The organism is Streptomyces indicus (assembly GCF_900100315.1).
Taxonomy (GTDB): Bacteria; Actinomycetota; Actinomycetes; order Streptomycetales; family Streptomycetaceae; genus Streptomyces; species Streptomyces indicus.
This window is the reverse complement of record NZ_FNFF01000001.1, coordinates 825,762-852,547: the sequence shown is the minus strand read 5'-3', so window position 1 is coordinate 852,547 and position 26,786 is coordinate 825,762. Positions and strand designations below refer to the sequence as shown.

General features: G+C 71.3%; 21 protein-coding genes and 1 tRNA gene. 18 read left to right on the top strand and 4 right to left on the bottom strand.

The annotated features are described in order from the left end of the window. Positions 1-8 precede the first annotated feature (8 nt). Positions 9-1,334 carry a hypothetical protein gene (locus tag BLT97_RS03840; RefSeq protein ID WP_093607183.1) on the bottom strand — a complete coding sequence of 442 codons (1,326 nt, stop codon included), beginning with the start codon at positions 1,332-1,334 and terminating at the stop codon, positions 9-11. A gap of 188 nt (positions 1,335-1,522) precedes the next feature. On the opposite strand from BLT97_RS03840, the gene sucC reads away from it, so the two are divergent. From sucC to BLT97_RS03825, 3 genes are all read left to right on the top strand, one after another. Then, positions 1,523-2,653 carry an ADP-forming succinate--CoA ligase subunit beta gene (sucC, locus tag BLT97_RS03835; protein WP_093607182.1) on the top strand — a complete coding sequence of 377 codons (1,131 nt, stop codon included), beginning with the start codon at positions 1,523-1,525 and terminating at the stop codon, positions 2,651-2,653. A 30-nt stretch (positions 2,654-2,683) separates the two neighbouring features. Next, on the top strand, positions 2,684-3,568 hold the full coding sequence (gene sucD, locus BLT97_RS03830; protein WP_093607181.1) for a succinate--CoA ligase subunit alpha: 885 nt from the start codon (positions 2,684-2,686) through the stop codon (positions 3,566-3,568). A gap of 169 nt (positions 3,569-3,737) precedes the next feature. Next, positions 3,738-5,288: an aldehyde dehydrogenase family protein gene (locus tag BLT97_RS03825; protein ID WP_093607180.1), complete on the top strand. Its 1,551-nt coding sequence runs from the start codon at positions 3,738-3,740 to the stop codon at positions 5,286-5,288. 68 nt (positions 5,289-5,356) lie between these two features. On the opposite strand, the gene BLT97_RS03820 is transcribed toward BLT97_RS03825, so the two are convergent. Then, complete coding sequence (locus BLT97_RS03820) at positions 5,357-6,679, bottom strand: DUF2254 domain-containing protein (protein WP_093607179.1); 1,323 nt, start codon at positions 6,677-6,679, stop codon at positions 5,357-5,359. A 131-nt stretch (positions 6,680-6,810) separates the two neighbouring features. Between BLT97_RS03820 and BLT97_RS03815 the strand changes: the two genes are divergently transcribed. Beyond that, a tRNA-Leu gene (locus BLT97_RS03815) sits at positions 6,811-6,895 on the top strand. A gap of 4 nt (positions 6,896-6,899) precedes the next feature. Here BLT97_RS03815 and BLT97_RS03810 read toward each other — a convergent pair. Both BLT97_RS03810 and BLT97_RS03805 read right to left on the bottom strand, forming a co-directional pair. Then, positions 6,900-8,954, bottom strand: coding sequence for an FAD/NAD(P)-binding protein (locus tag BLT97_RS03810; RefSeq protein WP_093607178.1), 2,055 nt, complete (start codon positions 8,952-8,954; stop codon positions 6,900-6,902). Next, positions 8,951-10,033, bottom strand: a complete 1,083-nt coding sequence (locus BLT97_RS03805) for an amino acid ABC transporter permease (protein WP_093607177.1) — start codon at positions 10,031-10,033, stop codon at positions 8,951-8,953. Before BLT97_RS03805 ends, BLT97_RS03810 begins: the two co-directional genes overlap by 4 nt. Positions 10,034-10,678: 645 nt before the next feature. Between BLT97_RS03805 and BLT97_RS03800 the strand changes: the two genes are divergently transcribed. From BLT97_RS03800 to BLT97_RS03735, 14 genes are all read left to right on the top strand, one after another. Next, positions 10,679-11,830 (top strand): LLM class flavin-dependent oxidoreductase, encoded by a 1,152-nt coding sequence (locus BLT97_RS03800; protein WP_093607176.1) that lies wholly within the window; start codon positions 10,679-10,681, stop codon positions 11,828-11,830. Then, positions 11,827-12,423: a GNAT family N-acetyltransferase gene (locus tag BLT97_RS03795; RefSeq protein WP_093607175.1), complete on the top strand. Its 597-nt coding sequence runs from the start codon at positions 11,827-11,829 to the stop codon at positions 12,421-12,423. The genes BLT97_RS03800 and BLT97_RS03795 overlap by 4 nt, the downstream gene beginning before the upstream one ends. Positions 12,424-12,425: 2 nt before the next feature. Then, a complete protein-coding gene (locus tag BLT97_RS03790) occupies positions 12,426-13,382 on the top strand; it encodes an ABC transporter substrate-binding protein (RefSeq protein WP_093607756.1) in 957 nt (318 codons plus the stop codon). Positions 13,383-13,397: 15 nt separating this feature from the next. Further along, positions 13,398-14,405 (top strand): amino acid ABC transporter permease, encoded by a 1,008-nt coding sequence (locus BLT97_RS03785; RefSeq protein ID WP_093607174.1) that lies wholly within the window; start codon positions 13,398-13,400, stop codon positions 14,403-14,405. Next, positions 14,402-15,166, top strand: coding sequence for an amino acid ABC transporter ATP-binding protein (locus BLT97_RS03780; RefSeq protein WP_093607173.1), 765 nt, complete (start codon positions 14,402-14,404; stop codon positions 15,164-15,166). The genes BLT97_RS03785 and BLT97_RS03780 overlap by 4 nt, the downstream gene beginning before the upstream one ends. A gap of 56 nt (positions 15,167-15,222) precedes the next feature. Further along, on the top strand, positions 15,223-16,224 hold the full coding sequence (locus tag BLT97_RS03775) for an ABC transporter substrate-binding protein (RefSeq protein ID WP_093607755.1): 1,002 nt from the start codon (positions 15,223-15,225) through the stop codon (positions 16,222-16,224). A gap of 11 nt (positions 16,225-16,235) precedes the next feature. After that, on the top strand, positions 16,236-17,105 hold the full coding sequence (locus BLT97_RS03770; protein WP_107406987.1) for an LLM class flavin-dependent oxidoreductase: 870 nt from the start codon (positions 16,236-16,238) through the stop codon (positions 17,103-17,105). Further along, on the top strand, positions 17,102-18,187 hold the full coding sequence (locus BLT97_RS03765) for an LLM class flavin-dependent oxidoreductase (RefSeq protein ID WP_093607172.1): 1,086 nt from the start codon (positions 17,102-17,104) through the stop codon (positions 18,185-18,187). Before BLT97_RS03770 ends, BLT97_RS03765 begins: the two co-directional genes overlap by 4 nt. 53 nt (positions 18,188-18,240) lie before the next feature. Then, complete coding sequence (ssuE, locus tag BLT97_RS03760) at positions 18,241-18,798, top strand: NADPH-dependent FMN reductase (protein ID WP_093607171.1); 558 nt, start codon at positions 18,241-18,243, stop codon at positions 18,796-18,798. Between the two features lie 349 nt (positions 18,799-19,147). Next, the gene (locus BLT97_RS03755) at positions 19,148-20,440 is read left to right on the top strand and encodes a phosphatase PAP2 family protein (protein ID WP_176953631.1); all 1,293 of its coding nucleotides are present in this window, start codon (positions 19,148-19,150) and stop codon (positions 20,438-20,440) included. Positions 20,441-20,545: 105 nt separating this feature from the next. Further along, positions 20,546-21,889 carry a tetratricopeptide repeat protein gene (locus BLT97_RS03750; protein ID WP_176953630.1) on the top strand — a complete coding sequence of 448 codons (1,344 nt, stop codon included), beginning with the start codon at positions 20,546-20,548 and terminating at the stop codon, positions 21,887-21,889. Between the two features lie 32 nt (positions 21,890-21,921). Continuing rightward, a complete protein-coding gene (locus BLT97_RS03745; protein WP_245769115.1) occupies positions 21,922-23,541 on the top strand; it encodes a nickel transporter in 1,620 nt (539 codons plus the stop codon). A gap of 152 nt (positions 23,542-23,693) precedes the next feature. Then, the gene (locus BLT97_RS03740) at positions 23,694-25,088 is read left to right on the top strand and encodes a DUF4331 domain-containing protein (RefSeq protein ID WP_093607168.1); all 1,395 of its coding nucleotides are present in this window, start codon (positions 23,694-23,696) and stop codon (positions 25,086-25,088) included. 31 nt (positions 25,089-25,119) lie between these two features. Further along, positions 25,120-26,670 carry a DUF4331 domain-containing protein gene (locus BLT97_RS03735; RefSeq protein ID WP_093607167.1) on the top strand — a complete coding sequence of 517 codons (1,551 nt, stop codon included), beginning with the start codon at positions 25,120-25,122 and terminating at the stop codon, positions 26,668-26,670. The last annotated feature ends 116 nt before the right edge of the window (positions 26,671-26,786 follow it).

Genomic DNA, 26,786 nt, shown 5'->3' with positions numbered 1-26,786 from the left:
GCGCTCCTCTACTGGTTCCTGGGTTCGTCGGTCTGGTGGGGCGGGTGGTGCCGGTTGCTCTGTTCATTGGGGGTGGGCGGGTCGCCGTGGGGCGGTCGGTCCGGGTGGCCCATGCCGTGCGGTCGGTCCGGTCGGCTCGTGCCATGCGGTCGGTCCGGTCCGCTCGCGTCATGTGGTCGATCCGGCTGGTTCACGGCCCCCGGCAGGTACGCGTCCTGATCGGTGCGCACGCCGATGAGGGCCGGGATGCCCGCGGCGCGGGCGCGCTCCAGGGCGGGGCGGAGGGCGGCGGGGTCCCGCACGTCCTCGCCGTAACCGCCGTGCGCCCGGGCCCGGTTGACGAAGGGGGCGGCGCCCGTGTGGGCGACGACCCCGATGAAGGGGAGGTGATGGCGGACCAGGGACGCGAAGCCCCCGGCCGCCGTGGAGAGCGGATCGTCGCGGAACAGCACGACGGATTCCCGGTGCGCGCCGCTCGCCCCGACGGCGAGCGCGAACGGGAACCCGACGCCTGCGGTGCCGAGCGGCCCCGGGTCCATCCAGTGCCCGGGAGTCCAGGGCCGCACCACCCGGCCGGCCAGCTCGGCCGACCACGGGTCGTCGGCGATGAACACCGAGTCCTCGGTGAGGAACCGGTCGATCTCCGCGAGCAGACGGAAGGGGTGGACGGGCGAGGCATCCGAGGTCAGCTGCTTCGTCCACAAGGACTCGGCGGTCCGTTCCGCGGCCCGCACCTCGTCCAACCACGCCTTGCGCCGCGTGGCCGCCTGGTCTGCGCGCACCCCGACGGCATGGCCCGCGGCGCACTGCGCCACGGCACGCAGGACCCGGCCCGTGCCGCCGGCGTCGAGCTGTACGACGGTCGCGTGCGGCGAGATCCGCCTGCCGTAACCGGCACGGAAGTCCCGTAGACCGGAGTCCCGAACACCGAAAGGAGAACCGACGACGAGGATCACATCGGCACCGGCGAACGCATACGCCCGCGAGTGCAGGAAGTGATGGGTGTCCCCGGGCGGCAGGGTGCCGCGACCGGCTCCGTCCGCATACGCCGGCATCCCCAGCGTGCGGATCAGCTCGACGGCCGCATCGGTGGCGCGCGCCGCCCATACGCCGCTGCCGAGCACGGCCACGGGCTGTTCGGCGTGCGCCAGCAGATGTGCCAGGCTCTCAATCGCCGTCGCATCCAAGGCGGTTGACGCAGCCCGACCGTGTGCGGCCAGAGCCTCGAAGTGGGCCAGCCCCAGAGCGAAGGCGACCTGTGCGGCGTCACCGCCGAGCTCCCGGGCGAGGTGCCGCCCGTCGGTGACGGGTGGTGCGATCAGACCGTCGGGCATGGCGAATTCCCTTCTCTCCCTGCGGAGTTCGAGCGCCTGCGGCCAGCCGGAAAAGCGGCCTTGAGCGGGGCAGGAGTGCTGTCGCGGTAGATTGCATACAGTCGACGAATACTGTATGAACCTTGTTATCCCGCATCCGGTGGGTGGTGTCCAGGGGGCGTGCGGCACTTTCGAGTCAGGAGCCGAAATTGGACCTGTACGAACACCAAGCCAGGGAACTCTTCGCGGACTACGGCGTGTTGGTGCCGGACGCGGACGTGGCCGACACCGCCAAGGAGGCCCGCGCGATCGCGGAACGCCTGGGCGGGAAGGTCGTCGTCAAGGCGCAGGTGAAGACCGGCGGACGCGGCAAGGCGGGCGGCGTCAAGCTCGCCGCCGACGCCGCGGCCGCGGAGATCACGGCCCGCCAGATACTCGGCATGGACATCAAGGGCCACACCGTCCACAAGGTGATGCTGGCTCAGCCGGTGGACATCGAGAGCGAGTTCTACGTCAGTTACGTGCTCGACCGGGCGGCCGGCCAGTTCCTCGCGATCGCCTCCGCCGAAGGCGGCATGGACATCGAGGAGGTCGCCGCCACCCGGCCCGAGGCGGTGGCCCGTATCCACATCGACCCGGCGGTCGGCGTCACCGCCGACAAGGCCGCGGAGATCGCCGCCGCCGCGAAGCTCCCGCCGGAGAGCGCCGACATCCTCGTACGGCTCTGGACGGTCCTCACGCAGGAGGACGCCGTCCTCGTCGAGGTCAACCCGCTCGTCCGTACCGCGAACGGCCGGCTGATGGCCATCGACGGCAAGGTAACCCTCGATGACAACGCCCGGTTCCGGCAGGCGCGTTGGGGTGATGCGGAATCCGCCCACGACGACCCGCTCGAAGCGAAGGCGGCCGCCAAGGGCCTCAACTACGTCAAGCTCGAAGGCCAGGTCGGTGTCATCGGCAACGGCGCGGGCCTGGTCATGTCCACCCTCGACGTCGTGGCCGGCTGCGGTGCGAAGCCCGCCAACTTCCTCGACATCGGCGGCGGCGCATCGGCTCAGGTGATGGCCGACGGTCTCTCCGTGATCCTCTCCGACCCCGAGGTGAAGTCCGTCTTCGTCAACGTCTTCGGCGGGATCACGGCCTGCGACGCCGTGGCCGACGGCATCGTCCAGGCGCTCGGCGAGGTCAACCTGACCAAGCCCTTGGTCGTACGCCTCGACGGCAACAACGCGGCACAGGGCCGCGCGATCCTCGACGCACACGCGCACCCGCTCGTCGAGCAGCAGCCCACGATGGACGGCGCCGCCCAGCGCGCCGCCGACCTCGCCGCAGCCAAGTAGCCGTCACCCACAGGACACCAGGAGCACACCATGGCCATCTTCCTGACCAAGGAGAGCAAGGTCCTCGTCCAGGGCATGACCGGCGCCGAGGGCATGAAGCACACCCGCCGCATGATCGCGGCCGGCACGAACGTCGTCGGCGGCGTCAACCCCCGCAAGGCGGGCCGGAGCATCGACTTCGACGACCGCGTGGTCCCCGTCTTCGGCGGGGTGCGCGAGGCAATGGACGCGACAGGCGCGGACGTCACGATCGTCTTCGTGCCGCCCGCTTTCTGCAAGGCCGCCGTGATCGAGGCCGCCGACGCCGGCATCGGCCTCGCGGTCGTCATCACCGAGGGCATCCCGGTCCACGACTCGGTCGCCTTCGTGGCGTACGCCAAAGAACGCGGCACCCGCATCGTCGGCCCCAACTGCCCGGGCCTGATCACCCCCGGCCAGTCCAACGCGGGCATCATCCCGTCCGACATCACCAAGCCGGGCCGCATCGGCCTGGTCTCCAAGTCCGGCACGCTCACCTACCAACTCATGTACGAGCTGCGGGACATCGGCTTCTCCACCTGCGTGGGCATCGGCGGCGACCCCGTCATCGGCACCACGCACATCGACTGCCTCGAAGCCTTCGAGGCCGACCCCGACACCGAACTCATCGTGCTCATCGGCGAGATCGGCGGCGACGCGGAGGAGCGTGCGGCCGCGTACATACGCGAGCACGTCACCAAGCCCGTCGTCGGTTACGTCGCAGGGTTCACCGCCCCCGAAGGCAAGACCATGGGCCACGCCGGCGCGATCGTCTCCGGCTCGTCCGGCACGGCGGCGGCGAAGCAGGAAGCGCTGGAAGCCGTAGGCGTACGGGTGGGATCCACCCCGTCCGAAACGGCCCGACTGGTCCTGGAAGCCCTCGACACCGAGCACTGATCACGAGCGCTGATCGCGAGCCGCGGAGGCTGTGGCTGCCCGGCCACAGCCCTCGCCGTACCGCCTCAAGTGGCCCCGGCCACAGCAGAGTTGCCCCATCACGCCCTACCGTCAGGTAGCAAGCGCCATACGCCCCGCCCCGACTGTGCACCGTGAGCGGAGACCCTTCATGGCAACAACCCTCAATTCCCTGTCCCTCAAGCCGGGTACGACCTGGAGCGACGCCTGGCAGCGTTGCCGGGCCGTCGCCCCCGAGGCCTTCGACGAGGACCGCGTCCGCAACCTCTGGAACGGCACCTGGCACGCCGACGGCCGGGCCCTCCCGGCCACCAGCCCGATCGACGGCACCCCGATCGCCGGGCCGCCGCGGCTCGACTCCGACACCGCCCGGGCCGCGGTCCGCGCCTCCCTCGACCAGCACCGCGCCTGGCGCCACCTGCCGCTCGACGAACGCCGCGCGAGGGTCGCCGCCACCCTCGACGCCCTCACCGAACACCGCGAACTGCTCTCCCTGCTCCTCGTCTGGGAGATCGGCAAGCCCTGGCGCCTCGCGCAGGCGGACGTCGACCGTGCGATCGACGGCGTCCGCTGGTATGTGGACCACATCGACGCGATGCTCGAAGGCCGCGCACCCCTGCCCGGCCCCGTCTCGAACATCGCCAGCTGGAACTACCCCATGTCCGTCCTGGTCCACGCGATGCTGGTGCAGGCCCTGGCCGGCAACGCGGTGATCGCGAAGACCCCCACCGACGGCGGCGTCGCCTGCCTCACCCTGGCCTGCGCGCTCGCCCACCGCGAGGGCATCCCCGTCACCCTCGTCTCGGGCAGCGGCGGCGAACTCTCCGAAGCGCTGGTCCGCTCACCGGAGATCGGCTGCGTCTCCTTCGTGGGCGGCCGCGACACCGGAGCCGCCGTCGCCACCGCCGTCGCGGACCTCGGCAAGCGCCACAACCTGGAGCAGGAGGGCCTCAACACCTGGGGCATCTGGAACTTCAGCGACTGGCCCTCGCTCTCCGCGGTCATCCCCAAGCTCTTCGACTACGGCAAGCAGCGCTGCACGGCCTACCCGCGCTTCGTGGTCCAGCGCTCGCTCTTCGACCAGTTCCTGGACGCGTACCTGCCGGCCGTACGCACCCTCCGCATCGGCCACCCCCTCGCGGTCGCCGACCCCGCCGACCCGCTCCCCACCCTGGACTTCGGCCCTCTGATCAACGCGGCCAAGGCCAAGGAACTGGCCGACCAGGTCGCCGAGGCCATCGACCGAGGAGCCGTCCCCTTGTACCGGGGCTCGCTCGCGGACGGCCACTTCCTGCCGGGCCAGGACACCTCCGCGTACCTCACCCCCGTCACCCTCCTGAACCCTCCACCCTCCTCCCCCCTCCACCACGCGGAACCCTTCGGCCCGGTCGACACGATCGTCCTGGTCGACACGGAGGCAGAACTCCTCGCCGCGATGAACGCCTCGAACGGCGCCCTGGTCGCCACCCTCTCCACCGACGACAAGGCGACCTACGACCGCCTGGCCCCGCAGATCCGCGCCTTCAAGGTCGGCCACGGCAAACCCCGCTCCCGCGGCGACCGCGAAGAACTCTTCGGCGGCTTCGGCGCCTCCTGGCGCGGCGCCTTCGTCGGCGGCGAGCTCCTGGTCCGCTCGGTCACGGAGGGGCCGGCGGGGGAGCGCATCCCGGGGAACTTCCCGGACTACCACCTGATGCCGTAACGCCACCGGCGCTACCCCGGACGCCCTTGCATCCATCGAGGGCGTCCGTACATCCCTGAACCCGCCCTTCAGCCGATGCCCTGCTGGTCCGGCTGAAGGGCGAACTCACGGTCCGCCGCCTCCGGCACAGCGGCCTGCACCGCCGCAGCCAGCAGCGCGCGGTGCCGCAGCAGACAGGCCGCGCGGTCCGGCGGCGCGAGCAGCAAGAGATCATCGAGCCCGGCCAGCAGCCGCCGCGTCACCTGCGGATGGCCCGCCGCACACCCGCGGATCTCGGCGAACCCCAGATCCACCAGCTCCTCCCAGCCGGGCACCGGCTGGATCAGCCGTACCCGCCCGCGGCGATCGCAGTGACGCAGGGATTCCAGCGGCCTGTCCGCCAGCGCCGCCAGGAACTGGACGATCCGGTCCACCGCCTGCACCGCGGTGGTCGGATCGTTCACCGCGGAGGACAGCGCGCGCAGCGCGATGTCCGACAGCTGCCGCAGCCCGAACCCGAGATCCTGATGAAAGGTCCGCTCGATCCCCACCGACAGGGAGTAGACGGGCACCTTCCGCACCGCGGCGGTCCCGCCGTGCACCGCGAGCACCGGCGTCCCCGGCACCACGAAGTCCCCGATCTGCGGGATCAGCCGCAGCACCACACCGTGCTTGCGGGCCGACCGCACGAGGCGAGCGATGTTCACGTCGCGCAGCACGCCGGCCCGGCCCTTGTGCACGATCCGCCCGGTCTCCGGTTCCGCGTCCCACTCGACCCCGCGCACCGGCGGCAGCTTGGCCACCACACGGAACGCCTCCTGCGTGATCCGGTCGATCACGAAGCCGACCCGCATGAGCCGCAGCGTCGCGTTCACGTACCCGATGAACAGGACCAGACTCAGCCCCACCATCAGCAGCGCCAGCCCGGCCTGCAGCAGCGGCACGCTCACGACCTCCTGCGGGTCGGTGGCACCGTCGTAGGCGATCAGCACGAGCAGCGACAGCAGGAAGGTCGACAGGAAGACGCTGAACGTCAGCTTGGTGATCCGGGAGCGCACGAAGACCCGTACGACCCGAGGCGTGAACTGGCCGCTCGCCATCTGCACGGCCACGAGCGAGATGCTGAACACCACACCGATGAACGTCATCATCGCGGAGCTGATCGCACTCACCACGGGCTTCACGTCCTCGGCGAACCGGACCGCCGCGGCAACGCCCTCCGTGTCGCCGTCCGCCTGCATCGCCCGCAGGATCTCCTGATCGATCTCCGACGTGAAGACCCACAGCGCGGCGGTCACGACAAGCCCTGCCGTCGGCGCGAACCAGAACGTGTCCCGCAAGTGCTCTCTCACCTGCGACAAAGGCCGCGGAAGCCGCGCGACGGCGCTCTCGGTGACGTGGCGATCACTCATGGTCAGACGGTAGGCCGCCCCTGCCCGCCCCCTCCGCAGCCGCCCCGTATACGCAGGTGAAAGGCACCCCGAAAGCTTGGTATTGTTGTCCATGTCGCCGCGGGGAACACCCCGCGAACGGCAGACACCTAGTCCGGGTGGCGGAATGGCAGACGCGCTAGCTTGAGGTGCTAGTGCCCTTTATCGGGCGTGGGGGTTCAAGTCCCCCCTCGGACACACATCAGATCCCCGCGGTCTCTCCGGAGACCGCGGGGATCTGTCGTTCTCCGGCAGTCGACGTTCCCCGCAGTATCCGGAGCACCCCCCGAGCCACCCCATCGTTCTGCCGAAACGCCGGTGCATCCGTCCGTGGGCGGGCGAAGGCTGCGATGCCGCGGCTGTTGGTCGGGGCGCCCAGGGCTATGCGGCGGGGGTGCGGGCCATTGCTCAGCGACGGGTCCACGACGTGGGCTGTTGTAGGGGTGACCTTCAGCAAGCCCGTGGGGTGGGGGTGGGGTGTGGTGGGGTCCGTGAGGGTTTCCTCCGTGAGGGCGTTCGCCGTGTGGAGGGAGTGGAGGAGGGGGTCTCTCGTGCGCGTCAGGGACGGAGTGGGGAGGTAGGACTCGATGAGGGCTGTGGCGTGGGTGGTGTGGCCGGGGACCGTGGGGGACGTGGCCGTGAAGGTGCCGGTTGATTCGTCTGTGGCGATGGTGACGTCTGCGCCCAGGAAGTGGACGATGCCTGCCTCCGAGAGGGCCAGGAGCTGGCGGAGGCGGAAGCCCGGGGGGCCCGAGGCGAGGAAGCTGAAGAAGCCGCGCCACCAGCCGTCCAGGTCCTCGGTGACCGAGCGTGCGGAGAGGCGGCCCGCGTCGACGAGGCGGGGGAGCTGGCCGTAGATCGAGAGCAGGGCGTGGAAGGCGCCCAGGTCGGCGCTGTGGTGCGGGTTCTCGCGGCGGTTCACGTCCTCCGCGATCAGAGTGCGGAGATGGTTCTGGAGGGCGGAGGGGGAGGGGAGCCGGACGCCCGCCAAGGGGCGGTCGAGCGTGGCGAAGTCCAGGCGGTCTGTCGGGTTCGGGATGGATGAGGCGATGAGGGTCTTCATGTGCGGGGAGTGCCAGGGGAGTTGGTCGTAGGTGGAGGAGAAGGCCGGCCACGGCAGCGTTACGCGGTTCGGGTGGGCGTGGAAGAGCTCGTGGTAGTGGCCGTAGGCGATCTCCTTGGCCATCAAGGGCCAGACGTCGCGGTGGAAGTCGAGGGGGCCGTGGGTGCTCTTGGCGAGGAGGGTGTCCAGGGCTTCGGGGCCGAAGTAGCGGGGGAGGGGTGGGCGGGGGCCCTGGAGGCGGTAGCGGGTTTTGGCGTGGTACGGGACTCCGCGGCGGGAGCCGATGTGGAGGATCGGTTCTTGGCCTGACGGGTGGTAGGTGAGGGCGCCGTCGGCTGAGTTCGAAGGGGTGAAGGTGCCTCCTCTGCCCTCGGTCAGCAGCGCCATCAAGTCGATGAACGCCAGGCCGAAGCCGCGGACCAGGACGTGTTCGCCGGGACGGAGGGAGGAGAGGTCGGCGTCCGCCGTGAAGGCGGGTGGCAGGTGGAAGCGGCCGTGGCGGCGGGCGAAGGCGGCGTTGGCCGCGTGGCGGGGGTCCGGGGACGAGTCCAGGTGGCCTTGCGCCAGGATCACAAGGTCGGCGCGGAGTGAGGTGCGGTGGCTGGTGAAGTGGATCTCCTGCACGCCGTCGACCTCGCCGGAGACGGCGGTCGCGGTCGTGCGGTGCCACGTGACCGTGATCGTGGGCGGGAGTTCGGTGAGCACGCGTCGGAACACCCAGTCCAGGTAGGCACTTTGCGCGCGGCGAGTGGGGAAGTCGGTGGGTGCGAGGGTGCGGAGTTCGGCCAGGACCTCCGGGTCGCCGGGTTCCGTGTACGGGAGATGGCGCGGACCGGCGCCGGAGAACTGGGCGGCCCACTCCGCGAGCGACGGGCCGGGGCGCACCGGCCCGTCGACCGTCGAGGACTCGTCCGTGAACATCGTGACGTCCTCGGCCATGGAGTTCATGCGAAGGAGCGGGGACTGGTCGTGGCGCCAGATCCGGCCCGGGCCCGGTGGGTGCGGATCGATGAGATGGATCTCCAACGGGCGGTCGTCCGGCCAGAGTTCAGGGGCATTGGCCGCCAAGCGTTCGAGGAGGCCGGTGGTGCGCGGGCCCGCGCCCACGATGGCCAGGACCGCCGGGCGGTGGCCGGTCTGGTGGGGCGCAGGACGGTGGCCGGTCAGCTGGGGCGCGGGGAGGTGACCGGTCATCGCTGGCCGCCCGCAGTCGTACCCGTACCTTCGTTGGTCGGACCCGCGTCGGTCGTGCCGCCGTCGGCCGTACGAGGCCTCGGTGCCGTGACCGCGTAGACGCGGCCGCGCAGGACGGAGGTCCTCGCGCGCACCCGTTGCAGCGGCGTGGGCGGCAGGCTGCGGGAGGTGCCGCGGGCGTAATGCCGTTCCACGTAGTACTGGCCCGTGCTCAGGACGCTCGTGACCGCGATGTACCAGAGCGTGGCGACCATCAGGAGCGGGATGACCTGGTACGTCTGGTTGTAGATCAGTTGGGTGGAGTACAGCAGGTCGTGCACGGCCAGGACGCTGACGATGCTCGTGCCCTTCAGGGTGCCGATCAGCATGTTGCCCGCGGTCGGCACGATCGAGCGCATCGCCTGCGGGATGACGATCCGGCGCAGGGTGCGGGACTTGCTCAGACCGAGCGCCTGCGCGGCCTCCGTCTGGCCGGACTCCACGGCGACGATGCCCCCGCGCACCACCTCCGCGGCGTACGCGCTCTCGTGCAGGGTCAGACCGATCACGGCGGTCAGGGTCGGGCCGAGCAGGTTGACCGTCTTGACGGACAGCAGTTCCGGGCCGAAGGGGATGCCGAGGCTCAGGGTCGGGTAGAGCGCGCCGATGTTGAACCAGAAGAGGAGCTGGACGAGCAGCGGCGTGGACCGGAAGATCCACACGAAGCCCCAACTGAGCGTGGCGAGGACCGGGTTGGCGGACAGGCGCATGACGGCGAGGACGGTGCCGAGGGCGAAGCCGAGGACCATGACCACGCCGGTCAGCCACAGGGTGAGGAGCAGGCCGTCGAGTACGGCGGCGGTGGTGAAGTAGCGGCCCACCACGCCCCATTGGAAGGCGTCGTTGCGGAGGACGGAGTTGAGGACGAGGGCGAGGAGGAGAAGGGCCAGAGCCGCGGTCGTCCATCGGCCCACGTGCCGGCGCGGCACGATGCGCGGGGCGGTGTCCGTGGCCGTGTTCGTGTCCGTGGTTTTCTTCGGGGACGGATGAGGGGAGCCGGCCGGTGCCGGGACGGGCTTCACTTCGGAGGGCGTGACCATGAAGAAGGCTCCGGGGAGGGATCGCGGGCGACAAGGACAGACGTCATAGGCGTCACATGCGCCGCGTCCCTCAACACGGCAGGGCCGCCCGTCGCGCAGGACGGAGCCGGCCCGATTCCGATCGTATGCGGCGTGCGCAGAGAGGTGTCAACAGCTCTTTTGTTGCGGGCAGTTGAAGCATTTGTTGCGCGCCTGGAATCGGCATCCCATTATCCGGTCACTCCTTGACGGGCCGCCCGGCGTCCTGCTGAATGGATCGCATGACTGCCCAGGAGCGCTTGGTGACGCGCAGCCACATCGACTTCGGTCGGGTGTGGTCCGCGGCGTGTTGCGCCTGACGCGGCAGCGGGCCTTCTGACCGGCCCTTCCCTCCCTCGGTGACCCCGTCGCGGGCCGAGTTCCGCCCTGCGCGCGCTGCCTCCTCCGCCGCCTTTTCCCGTCGTCTGCGCCGCGCTGCCGGTAACTCCAGTTCCTCCGGCGCATTCGGTATTTCTTCCGACGTCCGGCGTCTTCACTCCTGCCTTTTCCCGGATTTCCTCCGCCCGCCGCAATCGGCTGACGATCAGCTGACGGCTGCTCATTTTCCGCTGCATTCACGGCAGTTCTCCCCTGCCTGCATGCGGTCCTGCCCGAAAGGTCACTGCCATGCCCGTGGAATTCCTCGGTATCGCCGCCACCAACGACGGCTCCGAAACCACGCCCCGCTCCGGCGGAGCCTTCGACAAGGAGTACACGCTCCGCCTCGGCCGGGCGCACGAGGACCACGGCTGGGACCGGGTCCTGTTCGCCTACGGTTCCGGCTCGCCCGATCCCGCGCCTGCCGCCGCCTATCTCGCGAGCCACCTCGACCGGCTGCAGATCCTGCTGGCCCACCGGCCGAACGTCTCGTATCCCACGTTCGCCGCGAAGACCTTCGCGACCCTCGACCGGATCAGCGACGGCCGGCTGACCGTGCACTTCATCACCGGCGGCAACGACCACGAGCAGGGCCGCGAGGGCGACACCCTTACCAAGGACGAGCGGTACGCCCGCACCCGCGAGTACATCCGCATCGTCAAGAAGATCTGGACCACCCACGAGCCCTTCGATCACGAGGGCGAGCACTACCGCTTCCACGACTTCGTCAGCGATGTGTTCCCGGTGCAGCAGCCGCGGCCGAATGTCTCGTTCGGCGGTTCGTCGGAGGCCGCGTACGGGGCCGGGGGAGCCGAGGCCGACATCTACTGCCTGTGGGGCGAACCCCTCGCGAAGACCGCCGAGCAGATCGAGCGGGTGAAGGCCGCTGCCAAGGCCGCGGGCCGCACGGACGTGCCCCGCATCCAGGTCGCCTTCCGCCCGATCATCGCGCCCACCGAGGAACTGGCCTGGGAGAAGGCGCACCGCACGGTCGGTGCCATCCGGGAGCGACGCGAATCCGGTCTCGTACGCCATCACCGTGGCCAGGCCCCGGAGAACGCCGGCTCCCAGCGCCTGCTCGCCATCGCCGAGGCAGGCGAGCGCTATGACCGCGCCCTGTGGACCCCGACCGCCGCGGCGACCGGCGGCGCCGGCAACTCCAACGCGCTGGTCGGCACGCCCGAGACGGTCGCGCAGGCGCTGCTCGACTACTACGACCTCGGCGTCGACATCCTGTCCGCCCGCGGCTACGACCTGCTCGGTGACGCCATCGACTTCGGCCGGCACGTGATCCCGATCGTCCGCGAGGAGGTCGCCAAGCGTGATGCCGAGCGTGAGGCGAAGCGTGCCGGCGAGCACGCGGCCGGCACGGACCGGACCCTCACGGCGGTGAACGGATGACTTCCGCACCTCAGCGAACGGCCACCGCGCCGCAACCGGTGACCTCGGCACCCCAACAGCCAACCCCCACACCCGAGTTGACCGTCATCGAGGTCACCGTCGCCGACCCGCGCGTACGCCCGCTGCTGCGCGAGCTCGGGCACGAGTACACCGAGCGCTACGGCAAGGACGCCCACGCCGAGATCTCCCGCTATCCGGACGAGGAGTTCACCCCCGCGTACGGCGGACTGCTGCTGTTGCTGCTCGAACGCGGCGAGGCCGTGGCCGGCGGGGCCTTCCGGCGGTACGACGCCGAGACGGCCGAACTCAAGCGCATCTGGACGCACTCCGCGGCCCGGCGCCGCGGGCTCGGCCGCCGGGTCGTCGCCGAGCTGGAGCGCGAGGCCGCCGCCCGCGGGTACCGGCGCGTCTACCTGACGACCGGGCCGCGCCAGCCCGAGGCGCGCGGCCTGTATCTGGCCACCGGCTACACGCCCCTGTTCGACACCGGCGCCGACCCGGAAACCATCGGCCCGCTGCCCTTCGAGAAGCACCTCACCCCTTTCGAGGAACACCTCACGCCCGCCACCCCCGGAAAGGCCCCCGCCCCGTGAAGATCCGCGCATCCGGAACCCGCATACGGCTCGCCGCCGGCCTGGTCCTGCTGCCCCTGCTGGCCGTGACCGCCTGCGGAGCCGACTCCGGTACGGCCGCCGCGCCGGCCGGGGCCCAGGCCTCCGCCGCGCCCACCGATGACCCGGTCGCGGCCGTACGCAAGGTGGAGTCGGCAGCGGCACTGCTGCCCGCGGAGGTACGCGAGGCGGGCACCCTGCGCGTCGGCAGCTCGGTCGGCTTCCCGCCCGGGGCGTACTACCCGAACGGCGCGGACAAGCCGCCCGCCGGCCAGGACATCGACCTCGCCGACGCCGTCGCCAAGGTCCTCGGGCTGCGCCTCGAGCGCCAGGACGCCTCATTCGAGACGATCCTGCCCGCGCTCGGCAGCGGCAAGTACGACGTCGGCACCGGCAACTTCGGCGTGACCACCGAACGCCTCAAGACCATCGATTTCGTCACCTACATCAACGACGGCCAGGGCTTCGCCGTGAAGAAGGGCAACACCGAGCTCGGCAAGAAGGTCACCGACCTCGTGCAGCTGTGCGGCCTGACCATCGGCACCGGCGCCGGCACCACCTTCGAGGCCACCCTCACCGCGCGGAAGGAGGTGTGTGCCGAGCACGGCAGGAAGCCGTACGAGGTGAAGGTCTACTCCGAGAACGGAGCCACCCTCACCGCGCTCCAGCAGGGCCGGATCGACGTGGTCATGTCCACCATCAACGGCCTGCGGTACCAGGCGGCCCAGCCCGCCTCGCAGACGGAGTTCCTGGGCGAGTTCCACCGCCTCGACGTCGGCTTCGCCTTCAAGAAGGGCTCCCCGCTCACCAAGGCGTTCCAGGCCGCGGTCGACGAACTGATCAAGGACGGCACGTACGCCCGGATCCTGAAGAAGTGGGGCACCTCCGCCTCCGCGATCGAGGCCTCCCGTATCAACCCGCCCGAACACCCGCAGAGTTGAGCGGAGCCGGCTGCCATGTCATCGCTCACCGACCAAGCGCCGCCCGGCGCGGCCGCACCCGTGGCGGACCCGCCCGACAAGGCCGGGTACACCGTCGTCCCCACCCGCCACTACGCCCGCTGGGCGGCGGCGTTCGCCGTGCTCGTCCTCGTCGCCCAGTTCACGCACGGCCTCGCGACCAACCCCGTCTGGGAGTGGGAGGTCTTCGCCGCCTACTTCTTCTCCGACACGATCGTCCAGGCCGTCTGGGTGACGCTGCAACTCACCGCGTACGCCACCGTCCTCGGCTTCCTGCTCGGCACTCTGCTCGCCTTCATGCGGCTGTCGCGCAGTCCGGTCCTGCAGACCGTCGCCTGGACCTACATCTGGATCTTCCGTTCGATCCCGATGATCGTCCAGCTGGTGTTCTGGTTCAACCTCAGTGCCCTGTATGAGCAGTTGGGGGTCGGGATCCCGTTCGGGCCGGTGTTCTGGTCTGTGGACAGCAACAGTCTGATCGGCACGATCGGCGCCGCCGTCATCGGGCTCACGCTCCACCAGGCCGCGTACGCCGCCGAGATCGTGCGCGGCGGGGTGCTCGCCGTGGACAGCGGGCAGTCCGAGGCGGCCGCCGCGCTCGGGATCCCGCGGCTGCGGCAGATCCGCCGGATCGTGCTCCCGCAGGCCATGCGCGCCATCCTGCCCACCGCGGGGAACGAGATCATCGGCCTGCTCAAGGGCACCTCGGTGGTCTACGTGATGGCCATCGGCGAGCTCTTCTACCAGGTGCAGGTGATCTACGGCCGCAACGGCCGGGTGATCCCGCTGCTGCTCGTGGCCACCGCCTGGTACGTGGTGCTGACCTCGCTGCTCTCCCTCGCCCAGTACTACGTGGAGCGGCACTACGCCCGCGGCGCGGACCGCACCCCGCCACCCACCCCGCTCCAGCGCGTCCGCCGCCTCGTCCTCGGGATGCGGGCCGCGGCCGCCCGGCCCGGGCCCCCGACTCCCGTACCGCTCAAGCCCTTTGGAGACCGCCGATGAGCGAGGTGATGGTGGACGTGCACGGCGTCCACAAGAGCTTCGGACCCCTGCACGTGCTGCGCGGCGTGGACCTCCGGGTCCGCGCCGGCGAGGTCACCGTGATCCTCGGGCCCTCGGGCTCGGGCAAGTCCACACTCCTGCGCACCATCAACCACCTGGAGAAGGTCAACCGCGGCTGGATCAGCATCGACGGCGAGCTCATCGGCTACCGACGGGCCGGTGACAAGCTGTACGAGCTGAAGGAGAAGGAGGTCCTGAAGCAGCGCACCCACATCGGGTTCGTCTTCCAGAACTTCAACCTCTTCCCGCATCTGACCGTTCTGGAGAACCTCGTCGAGGCCCCCGTCTCCGCCCTGCGCCGGCCGCGCAGGGAAGCCGAGGACACCGCCCGGCGGTTGCTCGACCGGGTCGGGCTCGCCGACAAGGCCGGGGCCTACCCGCGCCAGCTCTCCGGAGGACAGCAGCAGCGTGTGGCCATCGCCCGCGCCCTCGCCGTATCGCCGAAAGTGCTGCTCTTCGACGAACCCACCTCCGCGCTCGACCCCGAGCTGGTGGGTGAAGTCCTCGATGTCATCAAGGACTTGGCGCGCTCCGGCACGACGATGGTGGTCGTCACCCACGAGATCGGCTTCGCCCGCGAGGTGGCTGACACCGTGGTGTTCATGGACGACGGCCTGATCGTGGAGCAGGGGCCGCCCGCGGCCGTACTCGACGCCCCGCAGCACGAGCGGACCCGCGCCTTCCTCTCCAAGGTGCTCTGACACCCCTCCCGCTTCTCCATGTCCTCACTTCCGCAAGGAGCTCTGCCGTGCCAGCCCTGACCGTCTCCCGCCCTCGCCGTGCTGCCGCCCCGCGCCCCCGCCGTTTCGCCGCCTCCCTGCTGGCCGCCTCGGCGCTCGTCCTGGCCGCCTGCGGCAACCCCGAGGCCGGCACCACCGACGTGGCCGCCGCCCCCGGATCCAAGACGAGGATCGACACGAGCCCCGACCGGAAGCGCATCACCACCGCGAAGGTGGACGCGATCGCCGCCCAGGTCCCCGAGGAGATCCGCGAGCGCGGCACCCTCGAGATCGTCGACTCCTCCGGCTCGGCCGCCCCGCTCACGTTTTACGCCACCGACAACAAGACCGTCATCGGCGTCGAACCCGACCTCGCCCACCTGGTCGCCGACGTGCTCGGTCTGAAGCCGCGGATCAACACCGTCTCCTGGGAGAACATCTTCGTCGGCCTGGACAGCGCCAAGTACGACGTGGGCTTCAGCAACATCACGGTCACCGAGGAGCGCAAGGAGAAGTACGACTTCGCCACCTACCGCGAGGACAACCTGGGCTTCGCCGCGAAGAAGGGCAGCGGTCTGAAGGTCGCGGGACCCGAGGACGTGGCGGGTCTCAAGGTCGCCGTGTCCAGCGGCACCAACCAGGAGAAGCTCCTCGTCGAATGGAGCAAGGAGAACGAGAAGGCCGGACGCGAGCCGGTGGACATCAAGTACTACCAGAGCGAGAGCGACACCTATCTCGCGCTCAGGTCCGGCCGTATCGACCTCTACGTCGGGCCCAACCCGACGGCCGCCTACCACGCGGTGACCAGCGGGAACACCGAGGTGGTCGGTACCTACTCGGGTGCCGGAGCCACGCTCCAGGGCCTCATCGCGGCCACCACCAAGAAGGACAGCGGCCTGGCGAAGCCGCTCGCCGCGGCCCTCAACCACGTGATCGAGAACGGCAGTTACGCCAAGGTGCTCGCGCGCTGGGGCCTGTCCGACGAGGCCGTGCCGAAGTCCGAGATCAACCCGCCGGGCCTGCCGAAGAACGCCGCGTAGGGAGCACCGGCATGCCCCGAGAGCTGAACCTCGCCGTGGAGCTGGGCGCGCCCGACCGCCTCGCCGCCCCCGCACGCACCGCCCTGGTCGGACTGGCCGAGCAGGGCGCCCTGGACTTCGTCACGCTCGGCACCTCCTTCGCCCCCGACCCGCTCGCGGAAATCGCCCGGGTCGCGCCCCTGACCCGCCGCATCGGCCTCGTACCGACGGCACCCTCGCCGCCCACCCCTCCTGACCTGGCAGCCCTGGACTCCGTGAGCGACGGGCGGGCCGGCTGGCTGGTGAGTGACGCCGAGGAGGAGAGGGAGGAGACGGTGATACGCGACGGGCGGCGCCCTCCCCGGGGCGCCCCGCCCCTCGTCGTCTCCCTGTCCGCCCAAGCGCCGGACAGCACCTGGGAGTTGGCAGCACGGCACGCCGACGTCGTACTCCTGCACGCGACAGATACCGCCGCGGCACGCACCGCACGGACCGAACTGCTCCGCCGCGTACGCGGAGCCGGACGCGACCCGCGCGAGCTGCGCCTCCTGCTGCGCGTGGAGGTCGATCTGTGCAACGGCTCCGACCTGGGCGACGGCTACGACCTCCGCCCGCCACCCGCCCCCGGAACCCGCTTCACCGGAGCCGCCACCGCCCTGGCGGCCCGACTGGCGCAGTGGCGCACCGAGACCGGGGCGGACGGCTTCCACCTCGTGCCGACCACCTTGCGGGCCGAACTGCCGCAGCTCGTCCACGGACTGGTGCCCCGGCTGCGCGAAGCCGGCCTGTTCCGGGCCGCCTACGCCGGCCGCACCCTCCGCGAACACCTCGGCCTGCCCGGCCCCGTACGGCCGGTCACGGACCGCACCGCCCACCTGCTCAAGGAGCCCACGGCACCATGAAGTTCCTGGCCATCACCCTCATCGTGCACAGCCCGCACCCGGTGACGGGCGAGCAGACCACGACCACCGAACGATTCCGTGAAGTCGTCGACAACGCCCTGCTCGCCGAGGAGCTGGGCTTCGACGGGTTCGGCGTGGGGGAGCGGCACGAGTACCCGTTCCTCTCCTCCGCGCCCCCTGTCGTGCTCAGCCACATCGCCGCCCTCACCACCCGCATCCGGCTGTTCACGGCCGTCACCACGCTCAGCCTGCTCGACCCGGTCCGCGCCTACGAGGACTACGCGACGCTCGACCATCTCTCCGGCGGGCGGCTCGAGTTGATGATCGGCAAGGGCAACGGCGCCGCGCAGCGCGAGCTCTTCCGGGTCACGCCCGAGGATCAGTGGGAGCGCAACGCCGAGAGTTACGAGGTGTTCCGGCGGATCTGGCGCGAGGACAAGGTGAGCGCGGCGACACGGTTCCGGCCCGCGCTGGAGAACGCGGAGGTGTGGCCCCGGCCGCTGCAGCGTCCCGTCCGCGTCTGGCACGGCAGCGCCACCAGCAAGGAGTCCGTGGAGCTCGCGGCCCGCTACGGCGACCCGCTGTTCTCCGCGAACGTCACCCATCCCATCGAGCCGTACGCGGCGCTCATCCGCCACTACCGCGAGCGCTGGGAGCACCACGGTCACGACCCGGCCCGGATCACGGTCGGCGCGGGCACGGCCGGTGTGTACGTGGCGCGCACCTCCCAGGAGGCGCTGGCCGCGTACCGCCCGGTGTTCGAAGGCAGTCTCGCCCTCCAGAAGAGCCTCGGCCTCGACCCCGTCTTCACCACGCTGGAGGACTTCGTCGCCCGCAGTTCCGCGCTGGTCGGCAGCCCGCAGCAGGTGATCGACAAAGTGCACCGCTACCACGAGCAGTTCGGGCACACCGTGTTCCATGTGGCCGCGGACGCGGCCGGGCTGACGCCGGCCCAGCACCGGGACTCGCTCGCGCGCTTCCAGTCCGAGGTGGCCCCGGTGCTGCGCCGCGAGATCCCCGATCCGCCGTTCCCGTGGGCCCCCGTGCTCGATGGGCCGGCCCCCGAACGCGCCGGCGCCTGACCTCCCCTCTCCGCTTCTCCTCCTCGCTCGCCCCTCCCGAGAAAGGCCCCGCCATGGCCACCGTCCTGTCCGTCTCCGGCAGCCCCTCCGCCACCTCCCGCACCGCCCGGCTGCTGCGTCAGCTCGACCGCCGGCTCGCCGCACAGGGACACGAGGTGATCCCCCTCGACGTCCGTACGCTCCCGGCCGAGGCGCTGCTGCACGCCGACTTCGCCCACCCGGCGATCATCGAGGCCACCGCCCTGTTCGGGCAGGCCGACGGCGTGGTCATCGGCACTCCCGTGTACAAGGCGGCGTACTCGGGACTCCTGAAGTCGCTCCTGGACCTTCTGCCGCAGTACGCCCTGAAGGACAAGACCGTCCTTCCGCTCGCCACCGGCGGCACCACCGCGCACGTCCTCGCCATCGACTACGCCCTGCGCCCGGTCCTCGCGTCCATGGGGCCCGCCCATATCACGCCTGGCTGGTTCGTTCTGGACAAGTTGATCGAACCGCGCCCGGACGGCACGCTCGAGGTCGAGCCCGCCACGCGCGAGGCGCTGGAGCAGGTCACCGACCAGTTCTCGCGCGCGCTGGGCGGCCGTACGACGGTGCTCGCGGCCACCGGATGATCCGCCGCCTGCTGTAGCGCGAGGTGGAGGTGGAACGTAGGGGGAACCGCGCAGAGAGGACGAGACCTCGGGCCGGGGCTTGGACGGGACGTTGATTCAGAGGTGGGATTGCGCCACATCCGCGCCCCGAGTCACAGCCGATGCACAGGCGCCCGTCCTGCTCCGTTAGCATGTTCGATCCGTCACGATCACTAGCATCGTCATCCTCCAGGGAAGCAGCGCAGCCGAGGACAGACAGCGACCATCCAGCCACTATCGAGCGAACTGGCCAGGGGAATTGATACCGAAAACGGCAAAGGAGCCGTCGCCCAGCACGAACCGCCTCCGGGGGGTCGCGACGTGGCGGCCGATGACGATCGTGTGGGTCGTCGCCGGTGTCGTCGCCCTGTCGTTCGTGACCGGCCTGGAATTCGCGGCCCGGCACTACGGCGTCCCCGGCCCGCTCACCCAGCAGGCGCGTGAACTGATCTTCGCACCCGCGTCGGGACCGCTGCTCTACGCGGCCATGGCCCTGATGATGGTGGTCCTCACCAGACGGGAGCGCCTCATCGCGCTGGGCGCGGCGGTCACCGTCGACCTGGCCTTCTGGGCGGTGCGCTGGGCGCTGGGCGCGGCGATGAACTTCGGCAACGGTGCCCTGTGGGTGATGGTGGGCGTCACCGTGATCGCCCTCACGCGCCGCGAGGGCGCGGAACGTGTCCTGCTCCTCAAAGGCGTCGGACTCGGACTGCTCCTGGTGGCGGGGCGCAAGACCGGCGACGCCTGGCTGCTGATCACCTCCAAGACCAAGCCCACGGTCCTCGACCCGTACCTCGCCACCGCCGACCACGCGCTCGGCAACCCCTCCTGGGTGGCGGGCCAGGTCCTCGAAGCCGTCGGTCCCGTCGGGTCGCACCTCCTCGACTGGGTCTACGTGCAGCTCGCCGTCGCCGCCGTGGTCATCGCGCTCTACCAGCTGCGCAACGTCGCGGGCAACCGGCGCTTCCCGCGCCACCACCTCGTACGGACCTTCCTCGTCATAGGCCTGCTCGGGCCCGGCATCTACATGATCTTCCCGGTGGTCGGCCCGGTCTTCGCGTACGGCGTCGACGGCGGGATCTGGGCCGCCGGGCAGATGTGGCCGCACATCCCGGTCAAGCTGACCGCACCGCAGCCCGTCCTCTTCGACCAGATCACCCCACGCAACTGCATGCCCAGCCTGCACACCGCCTGGGCCACCGCCCTGTTCATCCACTCCCGGCAAGGGCCGCGGCTGCTGCGCTTCGCGGGCACGTTCTGGCTGGTGGCCACGCTCTGCGCGACCCTCGGGTTCGGCTACCACTACGGCGTGGACCTCGTGTCGGGCGTGGTGTTCGTGCTCACCATCGAGGCGGCCCTGCGGGCGCAGGCCCACGGCTGGGACCGCCCGGCCCTGCGCCTTGCCGCGTACGGCGCCGTGGTCTTCACCGGCCTGCTTCTCATGTACCGCTTCCGCGCGGTGGCCATGTCCCAGTACCCGGCCCTCTTCGGCCTCCTGATCCTGGCCGCTATGGGCTCCGTGATCTACGGCTACATCCGGGTCAGCAAGCGCTGGGAACAGGCGTCCCTGCCCACGCCGCGCCGGCCGATGACCCCGCAGCCCGAGGCCGCCGCCGTTCCGTAGCCGCCGCCTGCCTCCGGAAGGCGGCGGTCTGCCAACCGGGTGGGCTCGTGGCGTTCGTCGTACCGCCGCCGTCCCGGACCCTCGCGTGCGCCGCACAGTGAGGGCGTGGACGGCGAGACGATCAAGGAACAAAGGGCGCGGCAGCCGCGTCGGCGCAAGGCCGCGGCGACGGCGGTCGCCTGCGCGGTGGTCGGCGGGCTGACCGCAGGACTGATCAGCCTCGGGCCGGAGGCCCCGCCCCGGCCTGCCCAGGGAGCGGTGCCGGTCACCGCCGGAGCCCAGGACCTCGGGGAGCAGATCGCGGCCCGCCGCGCCTGGCTGCGCGAGCACCCGAAGGACGCCACGGTCTGGGCGGGCCTCGCCGCCGGCTACATCGAGCAGGCCCGGCGCAGCGCCGATTTCTCGTACCACTCGCGCGCCGAAGAGGCCCTGGAGCGCGCCCTCGCCCTGAGCCCCGGCCATGTCCCGGCGCTCGTCGGCATGGGCGCACTCGCCAACGCACGCCACGACTTCGCCGCCGCCCGCACCTGGGGCGAGCGGGCGCAGCGGGCGGAGCCGGGGAACTGGACCGTGTACCCGGTGCTCGCCGACGCGTACACCCAACTCGGCCGCTACCCCCAGGCGACCGCTGCCGTGCAGCGGCTGCTCGACCTCAAACCCGGAGTGCCCGCCTTCACGCGTGCCGCCTACGAACTGGAGATGCAGGGACGCACCGACGAGGCCGCGGAGGCCCTGCGGCGCGCGCTCGAGGACGCCTCCGACCCCGCCGACCGCGCCTTCTGCCTGCACCGGCTCGGCGAACTCGACTGGGAACGCGGCCGAGTCGCACCGGCCCTTGCCCGCTACGAGGAGGCCCTGCGCGCCGACCCCGCGGCACACGCCGCGCTCGCCGGACGGGCCAAGGCACGCGCCGCGCTCGGCCGCACCGAGGACGCCCTCGCGGACTACCGCACCGTGACCGGACGGGTCCCGCTGCCCGAGTACGTCCTCGCGTACGGCGAACTCCTCGAATCGCTCGGCCGCGGTGCCGAGGCGCGGCGGCAATACGAGGTGCTGCGCGCCCAGATCCGTCTCCTAGAGGCGCAGGGGGCCGAGGACGACCTGACGCTCGGCCTGTTCGAGGCGGACCACGGGGACGCCCGCGCGGCGGTCGAACGGCTGCGGGCCGAGTGGTCGCGCCGCAGAAGTGTGCTTGTGGCGGACGCGCTCGCCTGGGCGCTGCACCGGGCGGGCCGTCCGGCCGAGGCGGCTCCGCTCGCACGGACGGCGGCCGCGCTCGGCTGGCGCCCGGCCTCGTTCGCGTACCACCGCGGGGAGATCGCGCGGGCACTCGGCGACGAGGCCGGTGCGCGCAAGCACCTGCACGAGGCCCTGCGCATCAACCCGCACTTCTCCCCGCTGAAGGCCCGGGCGGCCCGCGCGGCGCTGCGGGCGGGGGGCGGGGCGTGAGCGGCGCGGGGACTCGGCGCCCGGTGCGGAGCGTGAGCCGGGTGCGGCGGCGGTCGGTGGTCCTGGCCCTGACGGCCGCGGTCCTGTGCATCGGGGCAGGTGCTCCCGCGCAGGCGCATCCGCTCGGCAACTTCACCGTGAGCCGGTACCACGGACTGAGCGTGGAGCCCGGGCGGATCGTCGACCACGCGGTGGTCGACCGTGCGGAGATCCCCACCCTGCAAGCGAAGGACGGCATCGACACCGACCGCGACGGACGCCTCGCGGCGGGGGAGTTGGCGGCCCACGCGCGGGAGGTGTGCGCCACGACGGCGCGGGACGCCGAGGTGCGCGTGGACGGGCGCGCGCTCGGCTGGCGGGTGGAGCACAGCGCCATGGAGGAACTGCCGGGACAGGCGGGCCTGAAGATCAGCCGCATCACGTGCCGGCTCGGCGCCCAGGCGCCCGCTGCGGGCGAGTTGAGCTTCGCCGACCACGGGGGAGAGGGCCGTATCGGATGGCGCGAGGTCACCGCGGCGGCCGGTCCCGGCCTGCGCCTCGTCTCCTCGGACGTGCCCGAGCGCAGCGTCTCCGGTGAGCTGCGCCGCTATCCGCAGGACCTGCTCGGCGACCCCTTGGACGTACGGGTGGCACGGCTGCGGTACGCGAGCGGGGGAGCGGGCGGCGGGCAGGCGGGACCGTACGGGCAGGGCATGCCCTCGGACGCCGGCTGGACCACGGCGATGGACCGGCAGCTGGCCTCGCTCGCCGCGCGCGACGGACTCACCTGGCCGGTGGGGCTCGCGGCGGTGGCGCTCGCGCTGCTTCTGGGCGCGGGGCACGCGCTGCTGCCCGGACACGGCAAGACCGTGCTCGCCGCGTGCCTGGCCGGGCGGCGCGGCTCGGTACGGGACGCGGTGACGGTCGGCGCGACTGTCACCTTCACGCACACCGCGGGCGTGCTCGCGCTCGGCGCGGCAATCACGGTCTCGGCCGCCTTCGCCGCGGAACGCGTGCTGCACCTGCTCGGGGTGGCGAGCGGGCTCGTCGTGGTGGGGGTCGGGGCGGTGCTGCTGCGGGGGGCGGGGGCGAGGAGGGGGTGGGGGCATGGACATGCGCACGGGCATGGGCACGCATACGGGCACGGGCATGGGCATGGGCACGCATACGGGCATGGGCATGGGCACGCATACGGGCATGGGCATGGGCATGTGCACGAGCCCGTCCACGCACACGGTCACAGTCACGCGCACGCTCAGGGTGACCCGCACGTTCACGGTGACGAGCACGGCCAAGGTCACGCTCATGGTGACGAGCACGCCCACAGTCACGCGAACACCCACCGCCGCACCCTCCTCGGCGCGGGCGTCGCCGGTGGGCTCGTGCCCAGCCCCTCCGCGCTCGTCGTGCTGCTCGGCGCGATCGCCCTGCACCGCACCGCGTTCGGTGTCGGGCTCGTGTTCGCGTACGGGCTCGGCATGGCCGCCGTCCTCACCGCGGCCGGTCTGCTGGTCGCACGATTCGGGCACCGCGCACGGACGCTCCTGGAGGCAGGGCGCACCGCGCGCACGGTGGCCCGGATCCGGGCGGTCCTGCCCCGGCTCACGGCCGGGTTGGTGATCCTCGTCGGCGCGGGTCTGGCCCTGCGCAGCGCCGCCGAGCTGCTCCTCTGAAGAGCCTTTGAAGGTCCTTCCCCGCTGGGCCGGGACACCGGATGGCCTACCCCGTCCCCCGCGCGGCGCACCCCGATCGCCAACCGCCCCCAGGGGCCGTTCAGTGGGGGCGGGTGCCCGTCGCTCCGCGGGCCTGATGGAGAGGTCGTCACGTGAGGGTCCGTCAACTCACTCTGCCCGCGTCGTCCGTGGCGCTCGCCTGCGCCGTGCTCGCCGCCGGCTGGTTCGCCGGCCCGGTCTCCGGTCAGGCCGGGGCCGCCAGCCACGTGGACGCGCCGTCCACCTTCGCCGACCTGCCGCGCGACGGCAGCGACCTGTACGCGTTCACCAGCCCGGACGCCCCGGACACCGTGACCATCGCGGCGGACTACCACGCCCTTCAGTTGCCGGGCAGCCCGCTCACCCTGTACCCGTTCGCCACCGACACCCGGTTCGAGGTCCACGTCGACTCGACGGGTGACGGCAAGGCGGAGGTGACGTACCGCTACGCGTTCCGCACCGAGGACAAGCGTCCGCCGGGCACGGGCGCGGCCGTGAGCGCGCCGGTCCGTTCGCTCGCGGACGACGCGGTGCGCTTCCGGCAGACGTACACCTTGCAGGAGCTGCGCCCGGGCAGACCCGCCCGCACCCTCGTCGAGAACGGCGCGGTCGCCCCCTCGTACGCGGGCGGCCGCCTGATGCCGGACTACGACGCGCTGCGCCGGGACGCCACCGCCCAACTGCCGGGCGGCGGGCGCACGTACGTGGGGCAGATCGCCGACTCGTTCCTCTTCAACGTCGGTCTCTACGCGAAGATCCGCTTCGGCATCCCGCTCGTGCCGGAGTTCAACCCGGTGCAGTTCACCAACGCCAACACGATGACCCTGCAGATCCCGAAGAAGGACCTGGCGCTGCGCGGCGATCCGCAGCGCAACCCCGTCATCGGGATCTGGGCCACCGCCTCCCGCCGCTCGCTCGACGTGCAGGGCGGCGAGGACGCAGGGTGGGTGCAGGTCTCGCGGATGGGGCAGCCGCACTTCACCGAGACGATGTTCCCCGACGGTCTGCCGCTGATCGGCACGCCCGGCGGCCTCAGCGACCAGTACCAGAGCCGTACCCCCGACCGGGACGGCGACTGGGAGGCGATGATCGAGCAGGTGCGTGAGCCGTTCGGGCCGCGCAACATCAGCCTGGCCACCGGGACCGAGCCCCCGGACAACCCCCGCCCCGACCTCGTCGAGTACCTGCTGCACGGCCTGAAGAAGGTCACCGCGCACACCCTCAACAAGGACGTGGACGCCAAGGCCGTACGTCCCGCCGAGGTGCTGCGGCTCAACATGGCCACCCCGGTCTCGCAACAGCCGCAGCGCGAAACGATGTTCGACGGCGACCCCGAGGGCTACCCCAACGGGCGGCGGTTCACGGACGACACGGACGCGCTCCAGATGCGCTTCCTCATGGGCGGCCTCACCGGGGTGCAGACGGACGCACTGACCAAGCACGCGCTGGTCAAGACCCCGCCCAAGCCGTCCACGCGCACCTTCCCCTACCGGCCGCTGCCGCACTGACCGGCCGCCCGCACGCGCCAGGAGACCCGCCATGGCACCCAAGCCACCGAAGCCGCTGAAGTTGCTGAAGTTGCTGAAGTCGCAGAAGTCACTGATGTCACCGAAGAGCCGTCGCGGTCCCGCGGCCGCCGCAGTCGCCACCCTGACCCTGCTCGGTTTCGCCGCGTGGGCCGGGCCCGGCAGCGACAGCGCACGGGCCGGCAGCCACATCGACGCGCCGAGCGCCATGCTCGACCCGGAGATCAACGCTGGTGACCTGTACGCGTTCACCAGCCCCGAGGCGCCGGACACGGTCACCCTCATCACCACGTACCAGGCCCTGAGCCTGCCCGTGAACGGCGTACTGCCGCCCACGGCCTTCGCCACCCGTGCCCGCTACGACCTGAACATCGACAGCCGCGGCACCGGCAGACCCGAGGTCACCTACCGCTGGACCTTCCGCGACGAGGGCAGCCGCGAGTTCCTCGGTGTGCTCAACGGGCCGGTGGAGTCGCTGAGTTCGCCGCATCTGAAGTTCAAGCAGCGTTACACGCTGGAGGAACTGCGCCCCGGCAAGCCCGCGAAGGTGCTCATCCGTGACGCCGTGGCGGCGCCCAGCCGGGCGGGTGCGGCCGGCATGCCGGACTACGGCAGGCTGCGCGCGGAGGCCACGCTGCCGCTGCCGGGCGGCGGCAAGGTGTACACCGGGCAGGCCGCGGACCCGTTCTTCAACGACGCCCGCGAGATGGAGATCCTCAAGAGCGGTACGGAACTGCCCACCCCGTTCAGCCCGTTGCAGGGCACCAACGTCACGGTGATGGCCCTGCAAGTGCCGAAGAAGGCCCTCGCTCTCAACGGCGACCCGGCCCGCAACCCCGTCGTCGGCATCTGGGCCACGGCCGCGCGCGAGACGATGAACGTGCAGCAGGGCGCGTCCGGCGGGCCGCGCTACGCGCAGGTCTCCCGGGTCGGCAACGTGATCGTCAACGAGGCGCTCGCGCCCGACAACTACCTGACCCCGGCGGCGATCTCCCGCGGCATGCCCCTCGGGGTGCTCGGCGGCGTGGCCGACCAGTTCAACACCTGGGACGCCGCCGACGACGCCAGCAACCGTCAACTCATCGACATGGTGACGAAGTTGCGCGGCCCGAAAGCCTTCCACGCCACCCATCCCGGGATGACGGCGCCACCCGCCAACCCCCGCAAGGACATGTTCGAGCTCCTGATGACGGGCCTGTCCGCGAAGGTGCGCTGCCCCGTCGGCGAGGGCAGCTCCTGCCCGATCACCCAGGACCTCAACTCGCAGGTGATGAACGCCGACGCGGACGCCGGCGCCTTCCGCCCCGCCGAGCAGCTGCGCCTCAACATGTCCACCCCGGTGAGCGCCGCACCCCGCAAGGGCGGCTTCCTCGACGGCGACCCGCAGGGCTTCCCGAACGGGCGCCGGCTCACCGACGACCCGACGCACGTCCTCGTGCGGGTGGCGATGGGGGAGCCGGGCAGCAAGGAGTACGCGCCCCTGTTCCGGTTCACGACCTCGGGGCCGCCGACCGAGCTGTCGCGCAGCTTCCCGTATCTGGCCGTTCCGCACGGGGTGTTCTGAGCGCGGCCGCCGAGCACGCGCCGGTCACCGACCGTGACCGGAGCGTCCCCCGTACGGACCCTTCTGGTCGCACGCTGTGTCCGGCGCCCTTTCACTGATCTTGTCCGAGGGGGGAC

Coding starts and splice junctions, on each gene's coding strand:
- BLT97_RS03840 (WP_093607183.1), bottom strand. CDS start 1,334: ATGCCCGACGGTCTGATCGCACCACCCGTCACCGACGGGCGGCACCTC.
- sucD (WP_093607181.1), top strand. CDS start 2,684: ATGGCCATCTTCCTGACCAAGGAGAGCAAGGTCCTCGTCCAGGGCATG.
- BLT97_RS03825 (WP_093607180.1), top strand. CDS start 3,738: ATGGCAACAACCCTCAATTCCCTGTCCCTCAAGCCGGGTACGACCTGG.
- BLT97_RS03820 (WP_093607179.1), bottom strand. CDS start 6,679: ATGAGTGATCGCCACGTCACCGAGAGCGCCGTCGCGCGGCTTCCGCGG.
- BLT97_RS03810 (WP_093607178.1), bottom strand. CDS start 8,954: ATGACCGGTCACCTCCCCGCGCCCCAGCTGACCGGCCACCGTCCTGCG.
- BLT97_RS03805 (WP_093607177.1), bottom strand. CDS start 10,033: ATGGTCACGCCCTCCGAAGTGAAGCCCGTCCCGGCACCGGCCGGCTCC.
- BLT97_RS03800 (WP_093607176.1), top strand. CDS start 10,679: ATGCCCGTGGAATTCCTCGGTATCGCCGCCACCAACGACGGCTCCGAA.
- BLT97_RS03795 (WP_093607175.1), top strand. CDS start 11,827: ATGACTTCCGCACCTCAGCGAACGGCCACCGCGCCGCAACCGGTGACC.
- BLT97_RS03785 (WP_093607174.1), top strand. CDS start 13,398: ATGTCATCGCTCACCGACCAAGCGCCGCCCGGCGCGGCCGCACCCGTG.
- BLT97_RS03780 (WP_093607173.1), top strand. CDS start 14,402: ATGAGCGAGGTGATGGTGGACGTGCACGGCGTCCACAAGAGCTTCGGA.
- BLT97_RS03770 (WP_107406987.1), top strand. CDS start 16,236: ATGCCCCGAGAGCTGAACCTCGCCGTGGAGCTGGGCGCGCCCGACCGC.
- BLT97_RS03765 (WP_093607172.1), top strand. CDS start 17,102: ATGAAGTTCCTGGCCATCACCCTCATCGTGCACAGCCCGCACCCGGTG.
- ssuE (WP_093607171.1), top strand. CDS start 18,241: ATGGCCACCGTCCTGTCCGTCTCCGGCAGCCCCTCCGCCACCTCCCGC.
- BLT97_RS03755 (WP_176953631.1), top strand. CDS start 19,148: ATGACGATCGTGTGGGTCGTCGCCGGTGTCGTCGCCCTGTCGTTCGTG.
- BLT97_RS03735 (WP_093607167.1), top strand. CDS start 25,120: ATGGCACCCAAGCCACCGAAGCCGCTGAAGTTGCTGAAGTTGCTGAAG.